Origin of the sequence: Vibrio sp. (assembly GCF_048266485.1) — a bacterium.
GTDB lineage: Bacteria > Pseudomonadota > Gammaproteobacteria > Enterobacterales > Vibrionaceae > Vibrio.
Genome location: NZ_JBLWZK010000014.1, coordinates 1 through 23,507, shown reverse-complemented (window position 1 = coordinate 23,507; position 23,507 = coordinate 1). Strand labels below are relative to the sequence as shown.

The following is a 23,507-nucleotide window of genomic DNA, read 5'->3' as shown; positions in this document are numbered from 1 at the left end:
AGTGCAAAGTAATGAACGAAAACAGTCTGATTTATCCTTATATTCATCGTGCAATTGTATTTTTAAAATCTACCATATGGCAGAAAATCGACTATGTCGAAGATAATTGTAAGTCTAGTCTATGAGTGACATTTTATTACGACGCATATCTCTCTTTTGTTATTTGTTAATTAAGTTACTGAATTAACAATAAGTTACCTGGATATAAGTTGAATCTTTGATACACATTGATCGAGATATTCACCGCCATATTGATTACATCGACAAAGAAGATAATAGAATTGGTAGAGTTCACGTCGCTTATAGTAACCATCGTCGATCGATAAAATATCTTCATAACCGGCAAAAAACTCAGGACCGAGCAAACTAAATTCTTCAATGATCGCCAGATCACACTCTGAATCTCCCCAATAACTGGAAGGGTCGTAACAGATTGTGCCATTGACGGATAACGCGTAGTTACTATCACTTAAATTGCCATGTAAAAGGGAAGGTTTCGGGTTATGAGACCCTATTTTTTGTTTCACTAACGCTACGATTTCTTCAATATCACCAAATTTAATCCCTTTTTCTTTTAATAACTGTAATTGCCAGCCAATACGACATTCAGAGAAAAAGATTCCCCATTTTTTATGCCAAGCATTCGGTTGTAAGTTTAAGCCAACATAGGTATCTGCATCATACCCATATTCTTTTTGTTCTCCCCACAAATGGAGTTGAGCTAGTTGTTGCCCTAAATGATATTGGTCCGTTGGTGCGGTGAGAGGTTTGGTTGGTAGGTAGTTTAAGATTAAAAAGGCATGTTCTTTGACTACGCCACAAGTAACCGGTTGAGGAACCGATAGTGTGCCAGTACGAAGAAGGCTTGATAGGTTATCTATTTCAGATTCAAATTTAGGTAGGTATTCCCGATCATTAATTTTAACAAAGTAACGTTGTTGACTGTCAGATATCATATAACACTGATTACAGTCACCCCCTTGCAGCCTTTCTCGCTCTTGAATGGCAAATTCAAACGCCAGTACTTGTGATAGCTGTTGTGCAATACCATGCCACATAGTTGCCTCCAGAACCTGAAAGTTATCAATCTATGACATTAGCTTAGTTGAACATTTAAATTAGAGAGCTGATTCGCAAAAATTTGTTTAATTTACTGACGTTATTCAAGATGTTGTTTATACCCAAATGACTTAGGAAAACAACGCATTTAATTGGGACTAAATCGCCTAAACTGCCAAAACTTACTTGCCCAATAAGGATTATCCAAACGTGAAATAATCACTCCTTTGGAGGTTGAAGCATGCATAAATTGATTGTTACCAATGTACATCCCAACATGACGTTGGTTCCAACCGGTTTTAAAGAAAACAAGATCACCAAAAGTCGCTTCATTTTCTGGAATAAAGTAGCCTTGTTGGCTTTGTAATTCAGTGGTACGCGGAAGGTGCAGTTGATAAATTGTCGACATGGTGACTTGCATAAAAGCGGAACAATCTATCCCTCGTTTGGTACTACCGCCGAATTGATAAGGAACACCTGACCATGATTTGTATAAGTGTTGGAACTCAATTTTCTCTACAGGGGTAGAAGGCAGAGGTGGGACTGGTGGTGTGCTCGAAGCACAGCCAGACAACAATAGGATACTCAACAATGAAATAGTCAGTGCTTTCTTCATTTCTACACGCTTAAAATTTGTGGATTAATACGATGCTATCGGATAACGGGCAATGAGTAAATGCACGCCAATTAATAGGTAACAGTATTGACAAAACATGTCGGAAAAATGCGCACTTAAATTCAGTAGAAGCCTAACTTGCGTAACCATCACAGTTTGTACAACAAGTTTATGGATAATAAACCTAATTTTATTTGTTTTTAATTTTATATTTTAATTTATGGAGAGAATTAATGTATTACGGTTTTGATGTCGGTGGCACAAAAATTGAATTTGGTGCTTTTAACGATAAGTTAGAAAGAGTCGCATCGGAAAGAGTGCCAACACCTGGAGAAGACTATCAAGCATTATTAGAGACGCTTACCAGTTTAGTGGCTAAATATGATGAGCAGTTTGACCTAAAAGGTTCAATTGGTATCGGAATTCCGGGAATGGAAAGTGTCGAAGATGGCGCTGTGCTAACTTCAAATGTCCCGGCCGCGAAAGGTAAATTCTTACGTAAAGATCTTGAAGCTTTGGTAGATCGCCCAGTAAAAGTAGCAAATGATGCAAACTGCTTTGCACTATCAGAAGCTTGGGATGAAGAGCATCAAGGCAAAGAAAGCGTTTTAGGTTTAATACTGGGTACTGGTTTTGGCGGAGGAATCGTCGTTAACGGCCATGTGGTTTCTGGCGGTAGTCATGTTGCTGGTGAGATAGGTCATACCCGCATGCCAATAGATGCTTGGTTCTACTTGAACGATAGTGCTAAAGACAAAGATGCACCATTATTTGGTTGTGGCTGTGATAAAAAAGGCTGTATCGATAACTACTTATCTGGCCGTGGTTTTGAGCAACTTTACCATCACTATTATGATGAACAAGTGAAGGCTATCGATATCATCAAACAGTATCAGCAAAAAGAGCCAAAAGCGGTTGAACATGTTGAGCGCTTTATGGAATTACTAGCTATTTGTTTAGGCAATATTTTCACTGCTTTTGATCCAGATGTCGTGGTACTCGGTGGTGGCTTATCAAACTTTGAAGCCATTTACGAAGAAATGCCAAAGCGTATCCAGCCTCACTTACTTTCTATCGGTAAAGTGCCTCATATCTTAAAAGCCAAACATGGTGATTCAGGTGGTGTACGTGGTGCTGCATTTTTAAATATTCAATAGCCCCCGAAATCAACTAAAACAAAAAGGCTCGATGGTGTTTCATCGAGCCTTTCTTATATGAGGAATAGTCAGCAGTAGAGTGAGAGGTTACTTCTCTTTCTTTTTCTGCCCAATACCTATATTTTCTTTCGGCATTAAGGTGATTTTACCAAAACCAAGCTTTTTAAAATGTGCATCGCGATAATTACGAACAGTCTTAGTATCCGACACCGCTTCAATCGATTGCTCCATTTTTAGATACTCACGAATATCAATCTCTTCATGATTAGCAACCGCTTCATGGATCGAGTGAAAATCACGGTAGCTAAATGCTAAGGTTTTTTCTTCATTTTTGTATGTGTATAAAATTGTACGAGACATAAAACGCCTTAAATGAAAAAGCAGTAACCGAAATTACTGCTCAAAATTAATTATGTGGATTATATACCTAAGTGACTTCAAGTATATACCCCAACTCACCGTATAGGGAGGTGGGGCATTAAATCAATGACTACTGTACCGTTGAGCGGACCGCAATCATTGGCGGTTGAATATTATGGTGCTTAAACTCTTTCATCACACGTAACGTAATATCGGTTTCGAATAACTTTTCATACACAATATCAACCACATACGCCTTACAGGTAAGTTTTATTGCCATGTAGTTATCAGCAATTTCTTGGTTAACTAATACGACAACCGGCTTAGGTAAGTGAATATAGCGGCTCGATGACGCTGCTTCTTGAATCAAGTCACGGGCTAAATTGATATCTTGGTCCATTCCAATATAAAAAGGTATCACACATTGCATATCTAATGCGCCGTAGTTACCACTCATGGTGACTTCACTTAAAAACTTGTTATTTGGTATGGTGATGATGTCATCGGTCAATGTTCGCATACGTACTGAACGTAAACCAATCGTGATGATATCACCATAGTTACCTTCAAATGTCACTCGGTCACCAACTTGGAAAGGTCTATCAATCATAACGGTTAAACCGGCAATGAAGGATGCAGCCAGATCTTTCAATGCAAAACCAATGGAAACCGCTAACGTACCACCAATCAAAGTAAGGATTTGGTCATTTATCCGAAAGCTAATCATAAAGACAACTAAACCTGCTGTCATATAAACGAAAAACTGGAAGAAAGACTGTAATTTTTGTAGCACCATTCGATATTGTACGAATTGGGTACTAAAGGTTTCCACTAAGCTATTGGTAAATCGTAATAATATCCAAGATGCCAAAATAACAAAGAAAGAGAAAAATACTCCTCCCCAACGAATTAAGCTAGTAAATTGCACTATATTGTCTAAATGTTCAGTTGTTTCATCTGTAGCGAAGACAGGTAAACTCATCATCAATAAAACGATTAAACTAAGAAACTTTTTCATATTACTTCACCAATAAATGTTGACGGTGCAAAGCGTTGGTAATGTATCGATACCAATGATCGGAAATCTTCGCTTTATCATCTGACCATTCAATATAATTGCGGCTTTCAAAGTAGCGTAATGTGCCAATAACTTCAGGAATAGTGAGTTGAGTACATTCTGAAAGCTCTTCTGGGGTCGATATTTCAAGCTGCACAATTGAGCGCAAAATAGCCAGCATAGGTTTCGGCATTTTTTCCAACTCTTCAGATTGTGGTGCTTGGAAGAGGCGCACTACGATTTTTTCTGTGGTTTGTTCTTTACGTAACGATAAACGAAAGAAACGCAGAGCGACGGTAGGGTTACCATCTGCATAATGCCACAAGATACGGTAGAAACCTTGACGCACACGTTCTTCTTCCGAAATATCATCCTGATCCCACTGTTTAGGTAGATTTAAATCGTCAAATGATACAGGGTTTTCTAATTCTTGATTTAAGCGAGAGTCGAGCAAATTAGTGATTTGTGATTCAGACCAACGAGGCATAAATGTTACTAAATCGAATAATAAACGTTCGCCTCTTGCGCGGTCGACAAAGCGCCAGCTTGATTTTTCAATCGCTAATAATACGCGGTGATTTTTCTTAGAACGGCGCATTAAATTCGCAAATTTCATAAGCCCAGATAGACCACCAACCATAGGTTTAACGAGTCTTTGAGCATTATCGACAGCCAATAAATAGCAAGTGTCACTTTTACGTAAATGAGCTAACAGTTGAATATCAGTCGATTCTCGGCTTAACCCGATTTGTTCCGCTAAATTAGCCACTAATTCTGAATAACCTGCATTAGGACAATTCAAATAAATAGGTTCAGCATTATTAACACGGTACAAAATCTGTTTTAGGAATGTGGTGGTGCCTATACCGCGTTCACCTGTAACAACACACATTGCAGGGCTATTGGTTAATACATAACGTGAGAGTTGCTTAATTTCATCAGAAGCATAGCTAATTAATTCACTATCTTCTCGTCCTGGTAAAACATATTGGAAAACTTCATCACCAGAAAGAGGATGTAGGTTGTTATTTTGACCATCATTATCACTTTGTTTAGCTACTTCAATACGGAACAAGTAAGCAAGTGCTTGGCTGAAAAAGGCATATTGCGATAAGTTTGAAATAACGAATTGCTTTAAATGACGAGTAAAAATCCAAAATGTCAATATCGCGGTAGCAATGGTTGCTAGCGTAAAACTATCCTTATGATTAATCGCCCATTGCGCCCAAATGGGGTGGTCTAAATCAACGTGATTGTCACTAAATACATATGGCTTCCATTTTCTTAGTACCACAATGGTGGTTAAAATAAACCATAGAAACATCAAACTAGACATCCAATGATAAATGGTGCCTTCGCCGACAGTCGTCTTCGTGATTTGTAATAAAACTCCTGCACCAATCACACTCCAAACATAATAACGAATGGTGGATAATCGAATTGCAATGATATCTTTTGAAGTACTACGACTATTGCGATAGACAAATTCTAAGATGAATTTGACCGCGATAGAGCCACCCAAAATCCACCAAGTGAAAATATCTAAAAATTTGACGTGTTTTAGGCTTTGTAAGCCTGAAAGGACATCTAAGGAAATCGTAATGGCAATTAACCATGCAATTGGCTTATTGGCTTTGCTGATATACCACAATAAACGAACCCATATTGATGGAGAACTTGTCGACGAATCTAATTTCGCTTTTCGGAATTGCTTGATCATGTCAGGGCTATTGCGAAGCCACCAATTCAAAATTAGATAAACAAGGAGTATTTTAATAACAGTGACAATAACCGGGACTGGGGAGATTGCTAGGTCTTTGATAAATTGCTTAAAGCTCTGAATTTGAAAGAAAATCAAATATTGTGCATTAAGCTGGGTAATATGTATTTCATTTTTAAATTGAGTTACCCCAAAAGGGCCAAAACCAGTTAAGTTATTATAAACTCGGTTATTGACCAATTTGAGTAAATCTTGCTTTGAACGATTAAAACTATGAAGTGATAAATAATCTTCTTGTGCTGAAAGCCATGCTTTTTGACCACCTTGGCTTCGGTATTCTTTTAATGACGCATTAAAGTCTTTGGTTGTGTTGTCGATTTGATAAAGGGTAGTAGAAAGTAGTTCATCGACTATTGCATGATCGGCATCCGTCATAAATAAAGGATCAGGTAGTTTAGAAACTTTATCCGATATACTTTGTGCTTGTGGCGTAATTTTTGCGACTTGTGATTGTTGTATTGGTTCCCATTCTGCATGTGCATTTAATGAGAAAAAAAACAAGAGGGCCAAACAGAATTGGTAAATTTTACCCATAGATATCACTTATAAATAGTTGATAGGTCATACACCCAAGCGACTTCAAAGCACTGAAATTCGCATCTTAAAGTGACTTAGGTATATCTTACTAAAGATAGAACAATAGCGGCACAAATCATAACTTATTCTATGAGTTATTGTCATTAAGTGCTTGTTCTTCGGCAAAGAAATAGCGATATTTTATATCATTCACTTGGATATAATTATTATTAAATAGGGATCTAGCACAAAACTTTTATCTTGGCGTTGCTATTACATGAATAGACAAGATAAATTATCCCTATATACCCAAGTGACTTCAAGATGCAGAATTCAGAGCTATCATCCAAACCTTTAGGCAAGGAAGATTGGCGAAGGAATGTAGACACCTTTCAAACCAATCTGACGCGGCCTATCTCTTATAAAAAGAAGAGGTTTGAATGAAAAGCTCCCGAAGGGCAAGTTAAAACAAGCTTTATGCTGCATTAAATTGAACAGAGATAGCATGACTATGCTCATATTCAATTTGTCTTGCCTAAAGCTTGTTTATTCTTGCTGAAACTCGCACCTTGCAGTTACTTGGGTATAAAGGTTAAATACAAATCAACAAACCATTACCTCAAAAGGATTCATATGAACTTCCCATATAAAAACATTGTTATCCTGACAGGGGCTGGAATATCAGCAGAATCTGGCATTCAAACTTTCCGATCTCAAGATGGATTATGGGAAAATCATAGAATTGAAGATGTCGCGACTCCAGAAGGTTATAACTATAACCCTGAATTAGTACAAAATTTTTATAATCAACGCCGTAAAGGGTTGCAAGATAACCATATCGAGCCGAATCTCGCTCATATAGCCTTAGCTGATCTTGAGAGCAAACTCGATGGTAAAGTAACAATTGTGACTCAAAATATCGACAACCTGCACGAAAGAGGGGGAAGTAACAATATTATACATATGCATGGTGAGCTATTTAAAGTTCGCTGTCCGGAGTCCAACCAAGTAATTGAATGTTTTAATGATCTCGGTACACATGATTTATGTCACTGCTGCCAAATTCCAAATCCACTCAGACCACACATCGTATGGTTTGGAGAAATGCCGCTACAAATGGCGGAAATCTATGCCGCCATTGAAGAGGCCGATTTATTTATCTCTATTGGTACGTCTGGTGTTGTCTATCCTGCAGCAGGTTTTGTTCACGATGCTAAAATGCATGGTGCACATACTATCGAAATTAACCTAGAACCGAGTGCGGTAGAAAGCGAATTTGCAGAGAAACGCTACGGTAAAGCAAGTATTGAAGTACCAAAGCTTGTTGATGAGCTACTAAAACTCTAATCCAGCGCATGTTATTTCTGTTTCAGTTAATGTAAAAAACCGCTGAGACTATTCAATCTCAGCGGTTTGCATTTATCACTTATAGTCTTTAGTGAAAGAAACTTAATTCATTTCTACTTTAAGCTTTTGGAAATACTCTTCATATAGCACGTTAGCATCACCAACATCATCTTGCCATTCGCCAGAATCTAAGACTTTCTGTGGTGGGAAGACATTCTCATCATTAGCAAATTCTTTCGGCAATAATGGGTAAGCTGTTTTAACCGGTGTAGGGTAGCCAATTTCCATCGAGATTTTTGCAGCATTTTCTGGACGCAGTAAGAAGTTAATCATTTTGTAAGCCGCTTCAATATTTTTCGCACCAGAAGGAATAGCTAAACTATCCATCCAAAAGATAGTTCCTTTTTCTGGCCAAATAATATGAATTGGCGCGCCTTCTTGACGAGCCATGTAAGCCGAACCATTCCACAACATACCTAGTGATGTTTCACCTGCTAAATAAGGGTTAGCGGGGAAGTCTGAGTTAAATACCAATACATTTGGCATTAGCTTTTTCAACTCAAGGTAAGCTTGCTTAATCTGTTCTGGATCGGTGGTATTGCCAGAGTAGCCTAATTTAGTTAAGGCAATTTGGAATAGCTCACGAGGGTCATCCATCATCATTAATTGACCAACCCATTTCGGATCCCATAAATCACCCCATTTTTTGATTGATGATTTATCTAACATATCAGTGTTGATACCGATACCTGTTGCCCCCCAAACGTAAGGGATAGAGTAGTCGTTACCTGGATCAAAAGGTTTGTTTAGATAGTTAGGATCTAAGTCAGAAAAGTGAGAAAGCTTGGCGTGGTCAATTGTCATCAACATGCCTTCTTTACGCATTTTAGATACAAAGTAAGTGGAAGGCACGACCAAATCATAACCTTTACCTTGTGTTTTTAACTTGGCGTACATTGACTCATTGGATTCATAAGTAGAGTAAATGACTTTAATTCCAGTTTCTTTGGTGAAGTCTTGTAAAACTTCATTTGGGATATACTCAGACCAGTTATAAAAATAAAGCTCTTTATCTTCAGCATGCGCATAACCTGTGGTAAATGTAGCTGCTAGTGCTGCACCGACAAAAAACTTAGACCATGTCTTCATTGATTCCCCCAGTATGGAATTTTTATTGATTTAACACGTTAGCTGATGCTCATCTTTTACAGAATCGTCATTAGCTTCAAAATAGTGTGAGTATAGTCATATAAATTGTTTTTTAAAGTATTATTCACTAACTTACTCATTAAAAAAAGCCTGCAACTAAGCAGGCTATTTATTTGATCGCATCTGTTAATTTTACTTTACTTTATCTCGAGCTAAAGCCTGTGAGCACATAACTAACATTAAAGAGACGACTAGCATCACGGTTGCAAGAGCATTAACTTCTGGAGAAATACCGACTTTAACCATAGAGTAAATTTTCAATGGTAGAATTTCATAGCTTGGTCCCGTCACAAAAGAGCTGATAATCACGTCATCAAGCGATAAAGTAAAACTCAACAACCAACCAGCAGCAACCGCAGGTTTAGCCAAAGGCAAAATGATACGTTTTAGAATAATCCATTCACTGGCACCTAAGTCTTTTGCTGCTTCGAGCATCTTCACATCAAAACCTTTTAATCGACTATAAACTGTCACCACAACAAATGGTAAACAAAAGGTAATGTGTGAAATAAGCAGGGTAATTAACCCCAGTTGGAAACCTACTACCAAGAACAAAGCAAGCAGTGAAATCGCCATTACAATATCTGGCGACATCATGACCACAAACAGTAGGCCGTTAACCGCACCTTTCCCTTTAAATTGATATCGAAACAGCGCGACAGCCGTTAAGCTACCAATAATGGTTGCCGCTGTCGCAGAAAATACTGCCACCGTGATTGAATGACCAGCCGCTTGAATTAAGCTGTCATTATTCATTAAATCGCTATACCACTTAGTCGTAAAGCCGCCCCATTTAATACCAAATTTACTGGCATTAAATGAATTTACAATCAAAACAATAATAGGTAGATATAAAAACAGGTAGACCAAACTCATAAAGCTAGACTTGGCAACCGTTCCACCAACAGACTTTTTCATCAGTCTAACTCCACTTTTTTATTCAATAGTTTACCCGCACGATAGTAGGCATAAAGCATCAATGCCATCACTAGGGTTAATGCGATACTCGTGGCAGCACCAAATGGCCAATCACGAGCATTGAGCACTTGACTCTTAATTACATTACCAATCAATAAGTTTTTCGCACCACCTAGTAGGTCCGAAACGTAGAACATACCTAAAGCAGGAAGTAGTACTAATAAACAACCTCCAATAATACCAGGCATAGTAAGGGGTAAGACGACCTTTAATAGAGTTTGTACCTTATTAGCTCCGAGATCTCTTGCCGCTTCAATGTAAGTGTGATCTAGTTTTTCAATCGCTGAATACAAAGGCAAAATCATGAAAGGAAGTAGGATGTAGACTAGACCTATCATTACAGCTGTTTCGGTATACATAATACGTATTGGATGCTCAATCAAACCTATCGCTATTAAGCTTTTATTCACAATACCTTGAGTACCTAGCACAATTTTTAAGCCGTAAGTACGAATGAGTGAATTGGTCCAAAATGGTACTATGACCATAAACAACATAAATGGACGAATTTTGACCGGCATTTTTGCGACAATATAAGCAAAAGGGTAACCAATCAGTAAACACAAACCCGTTGCGACAACTGCCATGTACAATGAATGCAACATGACTTTGGCATAAAGCGGATCAAGCAAACGGGTATAGTTACTTAACGTAAAGGTTAACTCGATTAAATTAGCTTCATCACGCGTTAAAAAACTGGTAATGATAATCATCAAATTTGGAATGAAAACAAACAGCATCAGCCATGAAACAATAACAAGTACTATACTGTTTTGAAGATTTAATTTCTTCATTTGCATTACTCTGTTTCTTCATGGTTAGTATGAGAATCGCCATCTTGTGGTAAAACAACTTCCCAACTTTCTACCCAAGTAATCGACACTTTCTGGCCAATCGAGTGATCCACATCAGGATCATCTTCGTTAAAGAATTCACTGACCATCACACGCATTCCTGATTCAAGTTCAACCACGGAATCTAAAGTCATCCCTTTATAAGTACGTTCTTTTACATGCCCAACAATACCAATATCTTCAGTTTCTTTTATCTCTTCAATGCGTATATCTTCGGGACGAAGAAGAACATTCAGATTTTGACCAGGTTGGACAGGGTGGTTGTAGTGTACCGAGCATTCAATACCTTCGATTAAAGCAGTTATTGTCTTCTCATCATTGCGCTTCACTACTTTGGCTTCAAAGGTATTAATCTCACCAATAAAGCTTGCGACAAATAGGTTTTTTGGCTCTTCATAAATTTCACGTGGTGAGCCATCTTGTTCAATCACACCATCACGCATAACAATAATACGATCAGACATTGAGAGCGCTTCTTCTTGATCGTGAGTAACAAAAATAAAGGTAATACCAAGCTGACGCTGCAGTTGTTTTAGTTCTAACTGCATTTGCTTACGAAGTTTGTAATCTAAAGCAGATAATGATTCATCGAGCAGCAGTACTTTAGGCTTATTCACCACTGCACGCGCAATCGCAATGCGCTGCTGTTGACCACCAGAAAGTTGGTGAGGTTTGCGTTGCGCCATGGATTCTAATCGAACCATTTTGAGGGCTTCTTCAACTCGAGAATCAATTTCCGTTTGTGCTACTTTTTGCATACGCAAACCAAAAGCAACATTTTCAAAAACGGTCATGTGAGGAAAAAGTGCGTAACTTTGGAATACAGTATTAACGTGTCTTTGTTCTGGTGGCTGTTCGGTCACATTTTCATTTGCCAGTAGAATCTTGCCGGAATCAACCATTTCAAAACCTGCAATCATTCTTAATACCGTTGTTTTACCACAACCAGAAGGACCTAAAATAGTTAAGAACTCACCATGATTAACATTAAGATCTAAATTTTCAATGATGGATTTACCATCAAAACTTTTGCTGATACCAGTCAGTTGGATAACGGTAGGAGTTTGAGTAGATTCAACTTTCAATTTCTGTATTTCTCCCAAGAAAGAACAGCGATGTTAGACACAAAAATTTGAGGGCGAATCATAGTCGCCATTAAGTGTAATTCATAGCATTTTTTGCCATAGCGTTATTAATTATCATCTATTCATATCTGATATACAAAAAAGAATCACGACAAGGTAATAGTAGTTGATTAATTTATGCTTTTACAAAATGAAATAGACACAAACTCGCATATTAAGATGTCTTGAGTATAATGAGCCACAATTATGCTAGTAAGAGATCCTGGATCCCCATTTTATGAATGATAAAGTAGACAAAGTGTTTAATATCGGTGGCAATATAGAGACCGCGCTATCAGGACAATATGAACTAAAAGCAACCAATATTATTAAAGAAGCCTGGCAACTGACAATAAAGAACTTCTTGTCATTTTCACCAACAATTGTGGTTTTAATTATTTTGCAAATAGCGATTTTTATGATTGCTTTAAAATTACAGTTAGGGGATACCAGCATCCTCTTTACTTTACTTGATGGTAGTGCAGACTCGACCCAAATCGAAAACATCATTCAATCTGTCATCATCGCCAATTTTAGCTATGAAATTATCAGTGCGCCATTGTATGCCGGCGTGTGTTTAATGGCGATGAGTCATGCTACGGGCTTTAAAACCAAAACAAACCATATCTTTAAAGGATTACACTTTACTATCCCGGTGATGCTTGTCACGCTGATGGGGTTAATTCTTCAAGGTTTAGCAGGGGCGGTTTTACCTTTCTTATCTTTATACATTTCAATGACTTTTAGTAACTCTGTTTTTCTGGTGTGTGAAAAAAGAATGACACCTATTCGGTCGTTATTGTTGTCTTTCCGAGCCGTTAATAAGAAAATTCTGACTGTTTCGGCAGTGTATGCTTTGATTCTCATTATGTTTTTTGCCGCAGCACTATTCTATGGGATCGGCTTTATCCTTGTTCTACCATTTTTCTTTCATGTTAAAGGCATCATCTATCGCGATATGTTTGGAATTAAAATGAAAATAATCAACTCAGGGGGCAACGGCACGCCTCCTAGCAATAATAAACAATCACAGGTATTTGACGCATGAAGAAAAAAATCATTATGACCTTAACGATCCTGTCGTTTTGGGCGGTTTACTTTTTTCAAAATCATTATAATCAACAACCTGATACCAACAGGGAGCAGGCAACTGAGAGCGCGACTAAACCCAAAGCGCCAATGCCGGTCGACGATACTCACCTTAAAAAGAAAAAATTCTTTGACGAGCTTCGTCCTGGGATTGCAAAAGAAAATGCTCGTATTATGGAAGAACGTCATGCTCTATTGGATATTAAAAAACAATTTGAAGATGGCGATTTCACGTCAGTACCATCAAAAGCAAAACAATTGGCTGGAGATTATGAATTAGCTATCCCTGAAGCGGGTATTGATGAAACTTGGTTGGACACAATGCTTAATCGCGTTAATGTTTTACCGCAGTCACTAGTATTAACTCAAGCAGCGAATGAATCTGCATGGGGAACCTCAAGATTTGCTAAAGAAGGCAACAACTTTTTTGGGCAATGGTGCTATGTTAAAGGTTGTGGATTAGTGCCTTTACATCGTGTTGAAGGAGCGACTCATGAGGTAGCTAAATTCGATTCTCCACAACAATCTATCCACGCGTACTTTATGAATGTGAACCGTAATAACGCATATAAAGAACTTCGTGATATCAGAGCGAAATTAGCCAGTGATGAACAAGATTTAAAATCTCAAGCAACAGCATTAGAGTTAACGAATGGCTTGTTGAATTACTCTGAGCGTGGACCAGATTATGTTGATGACCTGCAATCTATGATTAAACATAATTCTGAGTTTTGGACGGATAAATAATGATTAACATTCGTCATATTGGAATAGTTGTCGCTTTATACGCTTCCATTTTAGCGTTACCTGTGCATGCTGAGCAGTATCGTTTTAATTATTCTAAGCTCTATACACAAATGAAGAATAACCTTGAAGAAGGGCATCCCGATGTAAAAGTCGCGTTCTTTTTTCAAGAACATCAAACTTCTCGTTTATGTAACATTGATAAAGCTTGGATGGAAAAAGACAAACATTATGAAGAGTTTGTTATTCCACCATCTCAAGAGCTTATCGTGCCACTTGATAACAACTTGCGACAGGTTGGTCCTTTAGTCTATGTCAATGCAGAGCAAGGCAAGACCTGTGACTTCTCTATGGTAGTGATGACTAAACAGCCACTTTCCGGTGAAGTTTCTTATCAAGATATTGAGCAACTATTGCCACAAATGAGCAAGATGCTCGATGATCTAGGTGGAATGTTTTCAAGTTGGTTTGCACCAAAAGTGATTGGTCTAACATTAGAGTTTGATGGGCTAAAACAGGGTGTCATTCAAACCTCTAAAGGCAATACATTCCCAATCGATGATAGAAAAGCGAAAGTAAGATTAGCTGAACTATCTGAAGATGAATCGTTATTACTGCCACAAGCTACTTTTAGGGCATTACCTTTACTCGAAAAGTAACCAGTAGAGTAGTTTATAAGATAAAAAAAGAGCTAAACAATATCGAATTGTTTGGCTCTTTTTTTAGTTACCGGTAGCTTAGGCTAAGTATGGTCGAGATTAAATATTCGTGACATCAAGCTGTAAGCTAGGATCAAACTCAATAGCATCTTCTGACGATACTGAGTTTTCAGGTAATGCTTCTTTATCAAACCCAATATCACCACCATTGATTACACCTGAATCACGGTCAATCGATTTAAAATCAAACAAATTGTGATCGGCTAAGTGGCTAGGTACCACATTTTGCACCGCTTTGAACATTGTCTCGATACGGCCAGGGAAACGCTTATCCCATTCGTTAAGCATTTGCTTAATATTTTGGCGCTGCAAGTTAGGTTGTGAGCCACATAAATTACAAGGAATAATTGGGTAGTCACGCATCGCTGAAAACTTAATGATGTCTTTTTCACGGCAGTAAGCAAGAGGGCGGATCACCACATGTTCACCATTATCCGATACCAATTTAGGTGGCATTGCTTTCATTTTTCCGCCATGGAACATGTTTAAAAATAACGTTTCCAAGATATCGTCACGGTGATGACCTAGTGCAATTTTAGTCGCACCAATTTCATTAGCGGTACGATATAAAATACCACGACGTAGACGAGAACAAAGTGAGCAGGTCGTTTTACCTTCAGGGATCTTATCTTGAACGATTGAATAAGTATCTTCTTCAACTATCTTGTATTCGATACCTAGAGATTTAAGATATGCTGGTAAAATATGATCAGGAAATCCAGGTTGCTTTTGATCTAGGTTCACCGCTACAAGCTCAAAATTAACGGGCGCACTTTTTTGTAGGCTCATCAAAATATCTAACATAGTGAAACTATCTTTACCGCCAGAGAGGCACACCATGATACGATCGCCATCTTCAATCATATTAAAGTCAGCAATAGCTTGACCTGTATTACGACGAATACGCTTCTGTAACTTATTAAAATTATACTGCTCAGCTTTCTTTTTCGCTGTTTTCTCAAGTTCTTCAACAGTATTTTGATCTGAATTCATGGTGCTTTGCCTTTACTGGTCTCAAGCGTTGCTTGATGATGTTGCCAAGTACCTATTATTTTAAAAAATCATGGCGCTTTTAAAAAGCATAGAGTTTTTAAAGCTGATAGGTGCTGCATAAATAAAGGCCGTATCATACTCACAAATGACAAAAGAGCAACACTCGGAAGGGTTGCTCTTGTCGTTTAATAGTCAATGTAATGATACAATATTAACTCTTAATTAGGATCGAGTGGACTAATAAAGCCTTCTGGTTTCAATGCTAATACATCACAGTTTATCTTATCAATAACGTTCTCTGCTGTATTTCCAATAAACACGGCGGATAGACCAGTTCTACCTGTGGTTCCTAAAATAACTAAACCTACATCAAGTTCTTTAGCTACTTTTGGAATAACATCTTCTGGCAAACCTTCATTCACCCTAGTATGCTCTTCATCAATACCATACTTTTGGCGCAACGCTTTCATTGCCGTTAAATGAAAACCACGCACTGCGTCAGTATAAGAAGTCGGATCAAACTCAGGTAACTCCACTGTAATATTTGCTGGTGTCACAGGGTATGAGTTAACAAGGAATAGTTCGGCATTCAGTTGCTTCGAAAATTTGAAACCTTGCTCTACCATGCTTTCATTAAGTACGGTATGGGTAGTGTTTTCCGAACCGACATGAACTGATGCAATAATGTTGCCATTGACTGGCCAATCATGATTTTTAACGAGTAGTACAGGGCATGGACACTTACGTAATAAATGCCAATCTGTTGGTGTAAAGAATACCGATTCAAGAACATCGTGCTGACGTGTGGTTTTCAAAACAATATCATAACCACCAGAGAACACTTCACCAATAATGGCTTCATATGGGCGGTGATGCCAAACCACTTTAATATTAAGTTCAACACCAGCTTTCAAATAAGGTTGCGCAACTTCTTTCATCCAACCTTCACGTTGTTGAATAACACCGCGTCTCATTGCATCACGCTCTTCAGAAGAGAGCATAGATGTCATGTCATATGAAAAATCATAAATAGATAGAAAAAATGTGATTGGAGCGGGGTTCGGTAAATCTCGAACAATTTGAAATGCACGCGCTAATGCTGATTGTTCAACATTATTAACATCAGCGACCACCAAAATGTTTTTGTATGAATTCATAATAAGCTCTCCCTTCCTTAACTCATTTGATCTAACGATAGATCAAAGTATACCAAGGGTACAACATGCCTAGATTTTGATTCTTTCAGCAAAAGAAATCCATTGGTATTAGTTTAACTTTAGCTGAATTTGCAGATAATTATTAGTGACATAAGCTTGATTTTAGAAAGAAAAAAGCCGCTAAATATGAAACTTAGCGGCTTAATCATAAATTAAATATCTAATTTTTATTCTTCAGCAAAACCAGCAAGTTTTTGCAGTACGTCATGATTGATAATCGTAATATACTTACCTTTAACACTTAAAATATCGCTCTTTTGGAAACGGCCGAGTAGGCGACTAATCGTTTCAACGGTTAATCCTAGGTAGTTACCAATATCACCACGAGTCATGGTTAATCGGAATTCACGAGGAGAGAAACCACGTTGCGAGAATCGAGTTGATAAATTATATAAGAATGCCGCTAAACGTTCTTCAGCATTCTTCTTAGACAATAGCAAGATCATATCTTGATCGCCTTTAATTTCATTACTCATTAAACGCATAATTTGTTGGCGCAACTTTGGCATTTGACCTGAAAGTTCATCTAACGTTTCATAGGGGATTTCACAAACCATTGAGGTCTCTAATGCTTGAGCAAAACTTGGATGAGCATTATTATTAATCGCATCAAAGCCAACTAAATCACCAGCAAGGTGGAAAGCCGTGATTTGTTCATCACCTTGTTCTGTGATGGTGTAACTTTTTATCGTGCCAGAACGAATTGCATAAAGTGATTTTAGTTCATCACCTGCTTTAAAAATTTCTTGTCCTTTTTGGACCGGCTTTTTTCGCTCGATAATTTCATCAAGTTGATCCAGTTCATCATCATTTAATGAATATGGAATACATAATTGGCTGATACTGCAGTCCTGGCAATGAATAGCACAACCACCAGATTGGACCCGTTTCGTTTTTGCGTTATCTGAAATCATAAAATACCGAGCAGTTTTAATTGATATACATCAATATTTTAGCATCTCATACTACTAAAGGACAGCATAAAATCATCAGATATTACAGTAGACGGATAACTCCTTGATACAACTGAAATAAGGCGTAAGCCAATAAAACCGTGGCCCCAAGGCGTCTAAATAGTAAGGATTTTATTAGCTGATTGAACTGAGTCGCACTCACACCAACCGCAAGCATCAATGGTAGTGTTCCCAAACCGAATGCCAGCATGATCAGAGCACCATTTATTGAATTCCCAGCTGCAGCAGACCAAGTCAACATAGAATAGACTAAGCCACATGGAAGCCATCCCCAAATGAAACCAAAGGGAAGCGCATAAATAGGGTGTTTAATAGGAAGTAGCTTTTGACCGAATGGCGCAATATACTTCCAAAGTCTTTGACCTACTTTTTCTACCCATATCAGACCATTCCACCATTGCCCAATATATAAAGCCAGTAGTAACATGAACACGGCAGATAAAAGACGTAACCAATTGAGAGGAGCGTTGATTCCAGAGTAAGACGAAATGGTTGAAATAGAGCCTCCAATTATCGCTCCTATTAAAGCATAACTAGATAAACGTCCAATATTATAAAAAAGGGGGGTCAGCCACTGCCTCTTTGTTGAAACTTGCCCTAAGTTCATTAAAGAAGCGATACCACCACACATCCCCATGCAATGACCAGCGCCTAATAAACCGATTAGAAAAGCCGCTAACCAATCCGAACTCATTTTACTTTCTCTTTCTTTTCAGTAGGCTTTACGATTTTATCATCAAGGTCATCGTTATCATCAAATAAGATACTATGCCCTTGACGATCGAGATCATCAAATTGATCCGTTTTTACTGCCCATACAAACAAAGCCACTGCGATACAAACAAATATGATGGCAATTGGAATTAACAAGTACAAACTGGCCATTTCAAGAACCTTATTACTTCAACAATCTAAGTGAGTTGGTCACTACAATAATGGAACTTGCAGACATACCAATAACGGCAAAATAAGGAGCAATGAACCCCATAATAGCCAATGGAAGAATTAAGGCATTATAACCTAGTGCCCAAGCTAAATTTTGTCGGATAATACCACGAGTTTGAATGGCTAGCTCTCTAGCTTCAAGTACTTTATCCAACCTATCGCCGAGTAGAACCATATCTGCTGATGATTTTGCCACATCTGAACCACTACCCATGGCGACAGAAAGGTGAGCACCTGCTAGGGTGGGCGCATCATTAATACCATCACCAATCATTAAGGTAACACTATGCTTATGAAGAGACTGTAGATAAGCTAATTTGTCTTCAGGTTTAGCTGAGCATTGATATTGAGTGATACCCAATGCTGAAGCGACTTTTTGAGTATTTAGCTTTGAGTCTCCCGTCAATAGAGTAATATCAATATTGGCATTTTGTAATTGCTTAATAAAACTTAGGCTTTCTTTACGTATAGGGTCAGTATACTCAAAACGTGCAACCAAACGGTGATTACAAGATAAATAAACCGAAGATGCTTGTGACTGTTCTAACTCTCGTCCATCTATATTTAAGGCAAAAGATAAGGTTCCAATATGCCAAACATCATTTAAATACAGTCCAGAGACACCAGAACCAATAACGTTAGAAACATTTTCTATCGTGACTTTTTCGGATGAATATTTCTGGAACGCCTTTGAGATTGGGTGGTTAGCATGCTGCTCTAACGCAGCAGCAATCGCTAGCACTTGAGAATTAGTATACTGAGAGTCTAAAAGTTCGGTATCACTAATCTCAATATTACCTTCCGTCAGGGTGCCGGTTTTATCCAATACGATATGATTTACTTGGCATAGGGTTTCAAACACATGACCTTTACGCAATAAAATACCTAGGCTTCCCAGCTTTGAGGTTGAGCAAGTCACTGCTGTAGGGGTAGCAAGAGATAAAGCACATGGACAAGTTGCCACGAGTACCGACAACATAATCCAAAATGCTTCATCTGGTTGATGTTGATGCCAATAAAGCCAAGTTGCGCCAGCGAGCACCAAAATGACCGCAACAAAATACTTAGCAATATGATCGGCAATTTCTGCAATTTTAGGCTTTGATAACTGAGCCTCATCTTGCAGTCTTACAATATTGGAAATGACAGAATCAGCTTTGTGACAAGTCACTTCCAACTCAAAAGATTCGCCAACATTCATGGTACCAGCATAAACAAAATCATGGTGTTGCTTTAACACGGGAATAGATTCTCCCGTAAGCATGGATTCATCAATTTGTGTGGTACCGACGACAATCTGCCCATCGGCAGGAATATGTTCCCCTGGTAATACTCGAATAACATCACCAATGGTTAAACTTCGAACCGGGATCTGACTTCCGTCTAACTTCCTTGCCATCGCTGGCACTAGTTTCAATAAATTTGCGCTGGCGGTGGCTGCTTTACGACGTGCGCGCATTTCTAAAAAACGACCGACCAATAAAAAGAAGGTAAACATGGAGATCGATTCAAAAAATACCTCACCTTTGCCCACCACGGTAGCCCATAAACTTGAAACATAAGCAAAGAGAAGTGCAATAGATACGGGAACATCCATGCCTAGCGTCTTGGCCTTTAAACTACGCCAAGCATTAATATAGAAAGGCTGAGCTGAATAGAGCAGTACAGGTGTTGCGAAGATCAAACTGACAACTCTTAAAAACTGTTTAAACTCACCATCAAGATCAGAGAATACTTCAAAATAAAGTGCAATAGCGAGCATCATAACTTGCATTGTTGCTAAACCTGCAACACCCAAGCGATAAAGATACTGTTTCATCATTTGGTGGTAGCTTTCTTCATGATGATTAGGCTCAAACGGTGCAGCTTTATATCCTAATTGATGAATATTTTTTAATAACTCACTTAAATGAATTTTAGAGTTATCCCAACGTAATATGGCTCGGTTGGTGGTGATATTAACTCGAATTAAAACAACGCTAGAGTCAGACATTAACTGCTTTTCGATAAGCCAGGCACAAGCAGCACAAGACACACCGTCTAGTGACAGGGTAACCTCAGATGTGTTTTCAGTGTTTCGAACAAACTCTTTCTGAACATCTTCATTATCATAATGGATGAGCTTTTTCAGTTGCTCAGGGACCATCTCTACTTTCTCAGCAGAAGTGGTGCGATATTGATAATAAGAAACTAAACCACTCTCTACGATAGTTTGTGCAACTGATTGACATCCCGGGCAACACATAGGGCGAATCTGCCCAAGTATTTCAACGTTAAAATTAGTATTAGCAGGTACATCATCATGACAGTGATAACACACTTTATGCGTCGAACGAGCAGACATTTTTACGCCTTAATCCAGTAAAACGGTTGATGTTTTGGTAGGAAACTCAATTTTCCCTTGGATAATCCATTCTTTGTTATGTGGTTCTAGTTTAATGAACCAAGGACCTTGTAATGGTGTAGATAAGTTAAGTCGATAATTACCATGAGCATCAGAACTAAGAGTACGTTCGAAATCACGATCAGGGAGAGTTCGGTGAGTAAATGAGACTTTTAAAGCAGGGTAAAGATCGAGTTTACCTTTGTCTAACTTAAAACTCACGCCTCTAGGAGTTGAAATAACACTAGCATTAAGTTTGAAGCCTTTTGCAACATGTATTCTAGTTAGATCAACATTAATGCCTTTACCTTCTTTATAGTAATTTTCAGAAACCAAATCGACACTATTTTTCGTAAATAGACCAAGCGTAACGAAACTACCGGTGACTGCGCACATAGGGAGAAAAATTAAAAACCAAGGCCAGAATTGTTTGTACCAGGGCTGTTGCATAGTATTCTCACAAATAAAACAAAATAGATACAAGAAAAAACAGCCCCATAATGGGGCTGTTAAACCACTTAATATATTATTGGGCAGGTTCTGGTTGAGGCTGGTTACTCAAACTCCAGACATAAGCACCAACAAGATGAACTTTATCATCACCTAAGATATTGATCCAATTAGGCATAACGCCTTGACGACCATACTGAACAGATTCAGTCACATCAGCGCGAGAATCGCCAAATAACCAATCATTATCGGTAAGATCTGGTGCTCCAAATGCAGGGTTACCTTTACCATCAGTACCATGACAGGCCGCACATGCTGCAAAGCGCACTTTACCAGCAGCGGCTTCACGTGAGTTAACTTTACGTCCAGATAAACTCAAGACATAACTTACCACTTCACGAACACCATCATCGCCAAATGTTTCCCCCCATGCAGGCATCGCACCTACACGACCATGACGAATAGTCGTCAAGATAGCTTCAGGTTCACCACCGTATAACCAAGCATCGTCAGTTAAGTTCGGAAAACCTTTAAAACCACGAGCATCAGAGCCATGACATTGAGAACAGTTTTGCAAAAATAAATTTTGTCCTACGTGTAAGGCATCTGGATCTGCAGCAATTTCAGGTAATGTACGATATGCAGTACCTTCCGAGTTATAAGCTAACTGCTTAAACGACTCACCATAAAACTTATCGGCATCATCTAACTCTTTTGAATATTCGTCCAATTGTTTATTTTTTTGAGCATTTTTAATTGCAGCATTCATTTCCTCTACAGACTTAACTTGTTGAGGAGAACTTGTCCAATTTAATAGACCTGGAAAGTTACCTAAACCAGGATATAGTGCAAGATAAATAGCTGAAAATAAAAATGTGGAGAAGAATAAGTAGGTCCACCATTTAGGAAGTGGGTTATTAAGTTCACGAATACCATCATATTCATGCCCCATATCTGAACCTTCTTCTACGCCCATTTTGTCTTTAAGACACCAGATTAAAATGGCCGCAATACCAAAAATTGTACCTAATGTAATTACGGTAATCCAAACACTCCAGAATGTAGTCATTACTGCATTCCTCCCTGTTTTTTATCTGATTTAGCTGGTTCATCATCAAAGATAAGATTCGCAGCTTCATCAAAACGAGACTGGCGACTTTTGCTTCCATAAGCCCACCATACAACACCACAAAAACCGATGAATAAAACAAGGGTCCAGATACTATGAACGGTTACAATATCCATATCTCTCTCCTTATTTCATTGAGTGGCCAAGCGATTGAAGATAAGCAACTAAAGCATCTAGCTCAGTTTTGCCTTCAACATCTTTTTTCGCATTAGCAATTTGCTCATCAGTGTACGGCACGCCGAAATCATCACGGAATAACTCAAGTTTTTGTTGAGTGTATTCGCCTGTTAGTGTGTTTTCCGCCAACCACGGATAGCCAGGCATAATAGATTCTGGCACGACTTCACGAGGATCGAGTAAATGAACACGATGCCATTCATCAGAATAACGTCCACCTACACGAGCAAGGTCAGGACCTGTACGCTTAGAACCCCATAAGAAAGGATGTTCCCATACTGATTCACCAGAAACAGAGTAGTGACCATAACGCTCTGTTTCCGAACGAAATGGACGAATCATTTGGCTGTGGCATACATGACAACCTTCTTTAACATAAATGTCTCTGCCTTCCATTTCGAGAGCAGTATAAGGTTTTAAATCTTCGACAGGTTCAGTCGTTTGCTTTTGGAAAATTAGAGGAGTGATCTCCACTAATGCCCCTAAGCTAATAGCAAAAACCATCAAAATTGCCAATAGACCGACGTTCTTCTCGACTATTGAATGGCGATTCTTATTCGAACTCATATTCATAGCCTCCTATAAAGCCGGTTGAGGAATAGCTTTCAAGCTTTCCTTTGGCGCAGAAAT

At 38.4% G+C, this 23,507-nt stretch carries 24 protein-coding genes; 5 read left to right on the top strand and 19 right to left on the bottom strand.

All coding sequences use genetic code 11. The features are described from left to right. Window positions 1-194: 194 nt before the first annotated feature. On the bottom strand, window positions 195-1,058 hold the full coding sequence (locus ACN0T8_RS13740) for a fructosamine kinase family protein (protein WP_417881196.1): 864 nt from the start codon (window positions 1,056-1,058) through the stop codon (window positions 195-197). A gap of 149 nt (window positions 1,059-1,207) precedes the next feature. Next, window positions 1,208-1,675 (bottom strand): NlpC/P60 family protein, encoded by a 468-nt coding sequence (locus ACN0T8_RS13735; RefSeq protein ID WP_417881194.1) that lies wholly within the window; start codon window positions 1,673-1,675, stop codon window positions 1,208-1,210. A gap of 233 nt (window positions 1,676-1,908) precedes the next feature. On the opposite strand from ACN0T8_RS13735, the gene nagK reads away from it, so the two are divergent. Next, window positions 1,909-2,832, top strand: coding sequence for an N-acetylglucosamine kinase (nagK, locus tag ACN0T8_RS13730; RefSeq protein WP_417881193.1), 924 nt, complete (start codon window positions 1,909-1,911; stop codon window positions 2,830-2,832). An 87-nt stretch (window positions 2,833-2,919) separates the two neighbouring features. Here the strand turns inward: nagK and ACN0T8_RS13725 are convergent, their stop codons facing one another. The 3 genes from ACN0T8_RS13725 to ACN0T8_RS13715 form a co-directional block, all read right to left on the bottom strand. Beyond that, on the bottom strand, window positions 2,920-3,192 hold the full coding sequence (locus ACN0T8_RS13725; protein WP_417881192.1) for a DUF2960 family protein: 273 nt from the start codon (window positions 3,190-3,192) through the stop codon (window positions 2,920-2,922). A 130-nt stretch (window positions 3,193-3,322) separates the two neighbouring features. Then, window positions 3,323-4,210: a mechanosensitive ion channel family protein gene (locus ACN0T8_RS13720; protein ID WP_417881191.1), complete on the bottom strand. Its 888-nt coding sequence runs from the start codon at window positions 4,208-4,210 to the stop codon at window positions 3,323-3,325. Window position 4,211: 1 nt separating this feature from the next. Then, a complete protein-coding gene (locus tag ACN0T8_RS13715) occupies window positions 4,212-6,563 on the bottom strand; it encodes an ATP-binding protein (RefSeq protein WP_417881190.1) in 2,352 nt (783 codons plus the stop codon). Window positions 6,564-7,178: 615 nt separating this feature from the next. Here ACN0T8_RS13715 and cobB point away from each other — a divergent pair. Then, a complete protein-coding gene (cobB, locus tag ACN0T8_RS13710) occupies window positions 7,179-7,892 on the top strand; it encodes a Sir2 family NAD+-dependent deacetylase (RefSeq protein ID WP_417881189.1) in 714 nt (237 codons plus the stop codon). A gap of 102 nt (window positions 7,893-7,994) precedes the next feature. Here the strand turns inward: cobB and ACN0T8_RS13705 are convergent, their stop codons facing one another. From ACN0T8_RS13705 to potA, 4 genes are all read right to left on the bottom strand, one after another. Further along, window positions 7,995-9,041 carry an extracellular solute-binding protein gene (locus ACN0T8_RS13705; protein ID WP_417881188.1) on the bottom strand — a complete coding sequence of 349 codons (1,047 nt, stop codon included), beginning with the start codon at window positions 9,039-9,041 and terminating at the stop codon, window positions 7,995-7,997. Window positions 9,042-9,233: 192 nt separating this feature from the next. Next, window positions 9,234-10,019 carry a spermidine/putrescine ABC transporter permease PotC gene (gene potC, locus ACN0T8_RS13700; protein WP_237294198.1) on the bottom strand — a complete coding sequence of 262 codons (786 nt, stop codon included), beginning with the start codon at window positions 10,017-10,019 and terminating at the stop codon, window positions 9,234-9,236. Beyond that, a complete protein-coding gene (gene potB / locus ACN0T8_RS13695) occupies window positions 10,019-10,879 on the bottom strand; it encodes a spermidine/putrescine ABC transporter permease PotB (RefSeq protein WP_417881187.1) in 861 nt (286 codons plus the stop codon). Before potB ends, potC begins: the two co-directional genes overlap by 1 nt. Then, window positions 10,879-12,036 (bottom strand): spermidine/putrescine ABC transporter ATP-binding protein PotA, encoded by a 1,158-nt coding sequence (gene potA, locus ACN0T8_RS13690; protein WP_417881186.1) that lies wholly within the window; start codon window positions 12,034-12,036, stop codon window positions 10,879-10,881. Before potA ends, potB begins: the two co-directional genes overlap by 1 nt. 259 nt (window positions 12,037-12,295) lie before the next feature. Here potA and ACN0T8_RS13685 point away from each other — a divergent pair, with 259 nt between their 5' ends. The 3 genes from ACN0T8_RS13685 to ACN0T8_RS13675 are packed head-to-tail and all read left to right on the top strand — an operon-like array spanning window position 12,296 to window position 14,549. Continuing rightward, on the top strand, window positions 12,296-13,105 hold the full coding sequence (locus ACN0T8_RS13685; RefSeq protein WP_417881185.1) for a hypothetical protein: 810 nt from the start codon (window positions 12,296-12,298) through the stop codon (window positions 13,103-13,105). Continuing rightward, entirely contained in the window at window positions 13,102-13,893 is a 792-nt protein-coding gene (locus ACN0T8_RS13680) for a glucosaminidase domain-containing protein (protein WP_417881184.1), read from the top strand. Before ACN0T8_RS13685 ends, ACN0T8_RS13680 begins: the two co-directional genes overlap by 4 nt. After that, window positions 13,893-14,549, top strand: coding sequence for a DUF2987 domain-containing protein (locus ACN0T8_RS13675; RefSeq protein ID WP_417881183.1), 657 nt, complete (start codon window positions 13,893-13,895; stop codon window positions 14,547-14,549). The genes ACN0T8_RS13680 and ACN0T8_RS13675 overlap by 1 nt, the downstream gene beginning before the upstream one ends. A gap of 99 nt (window positions 14,550-14,648) precedes the next feature. Here the strand turns inward: ACN0T8_RS13675 and ttcA are convergent, their stop codons facing one another. The 10 genes from ttcA to ccoO form a co-directional block, all read right to left on the bottom strand. Beyond that, window positions 14,649-15,602, bottom strand: coding sequence for a tRNA 2-thiocytidine(32) synthetase TtcA (gene ttcA / locus ACN0T8_RS13670; protein ID WP_417881182.1), 954 nt, complete (start codon window positions 15,600-15,602; stop codon window positions 14,649-14,651). 218 nt (window positions 15,603-15,820) lie between these two features. Then, the gene (uspE, locus tag ACN0T8_RS13665) at window positions 15,821-16,759 is read right to left on the bottom strand and encodes a universal stress protein UspE (protein WP_417881181.1); all 939 of its coding nucleotides are present in this window, start codon (window positions 16,757-16,759) and stop codon (window positions 15,821-15,823) included. Window positions 16,760-16,986: 227 nt separating this feature from the next. Next, entirely contained in the window at window positions 16,987-17,733 is a 747-nt protein-coding gene (locus ACN0T8_RS13660) for an FNR family transcription factor (RefSeq protein WP_417881180.1), read from the bottom strand. 82 nt (window positions 17,734-17,815) lie between these two features. After that, complete coding sequence (locus tag ACN0T8_RS13655; RefSeq protein ID WP_417881179.1) at window positions 17,816-18,487, bottom strand: sulfite exporter TauE/SafE family protein; 672 nt, start codon at window positions 18,485-18,487, stop codon at window positions 17,816-17,818. After that, complete coding sequence (gene ccoS / locus ACN0T8_RS13650) at window positions 18,484-18,678, bottom strand: cbb3-type cytochrome oxidase assembly protein CcoS (protein ID WP_417881178.1); 195 nt, start codon at window positions 18,676-18,678, stop codon at window positions 18,484-18,486. The genes ACN0T8_RS13655 and ccoS overlap by 4 nt, the downstream gene beginning before the upstream one ends. A 13-nt stretch (window positions 18,679-18,691) precedes the next feature. Beyond that, entirely contained in the window at window positions 18,692-21,082 is a 2,391-nt protein-coding gene (locus tag ACN0T8_RS13645; RefSeq protein ID WP_417881177.1) for a heavy metal translocating P-type ATPase, read from the bottom strand. 9 nt (window positions 21,083-21,091) lie between these two features. Next, the gene (locus ACN0T8_RS13640) at window positions 21,092-21,571 is read right to left on the bottom strand and encodes a FixH family protein (protein ID WP_417881176.1); all 480 of its coding nucleotides are present in this window, start codon (window positions 21,569-21,571) and stop codon (window positions 21,092-21,094) included. Window positions 21,572-21,647: 76 nt separating this feature from the next. Beyond that, complete coding sequence (gene ccoP, locus ACN0T8_RS13635) at window positions 21,648-22,640, bottom strand: cytochrome-c oxidase, cbb3-type subunit III (RefSeq protein WP_417881175.1); 993 nt, start codon at window positions 22,638-22,640, stop codon at window positions 21,648-21,650. Further along, a complete protein-coding gene (locus tag ACN0T8_RS13630) occupies window positions 22,640-22,816 on the bottom strand; it encodes a cbb3-type cytochrome oxidase subunit 3 (protein WP_417881174.1) in 177 nt (58 codons plus the stop codon). Before ACN0T8_RS13630 ends, ccoP begins: the two co-directional genes overlap by 1 nt. A 10-nt stretch (window positions 22,817-22,826) precedes the next feature. After that, window positions 22,827-23,444 carry a cytochrome-c oxidase, cbb3-type subunit II gene (ccoO, locus tag ACN0T8_RS13625; RefSeq protein WP_417881173.1) on the bottom strand — a complete coding sequence of 206 codons (618 nt, stop codon included), beginning with the start codon at window positions 23,442-23,444 and terminating at the stop codon, window positions 22,827-22,829. Between the last annotated feature and the right edge of the window lie 63 nt (window positions 23,445-23,507).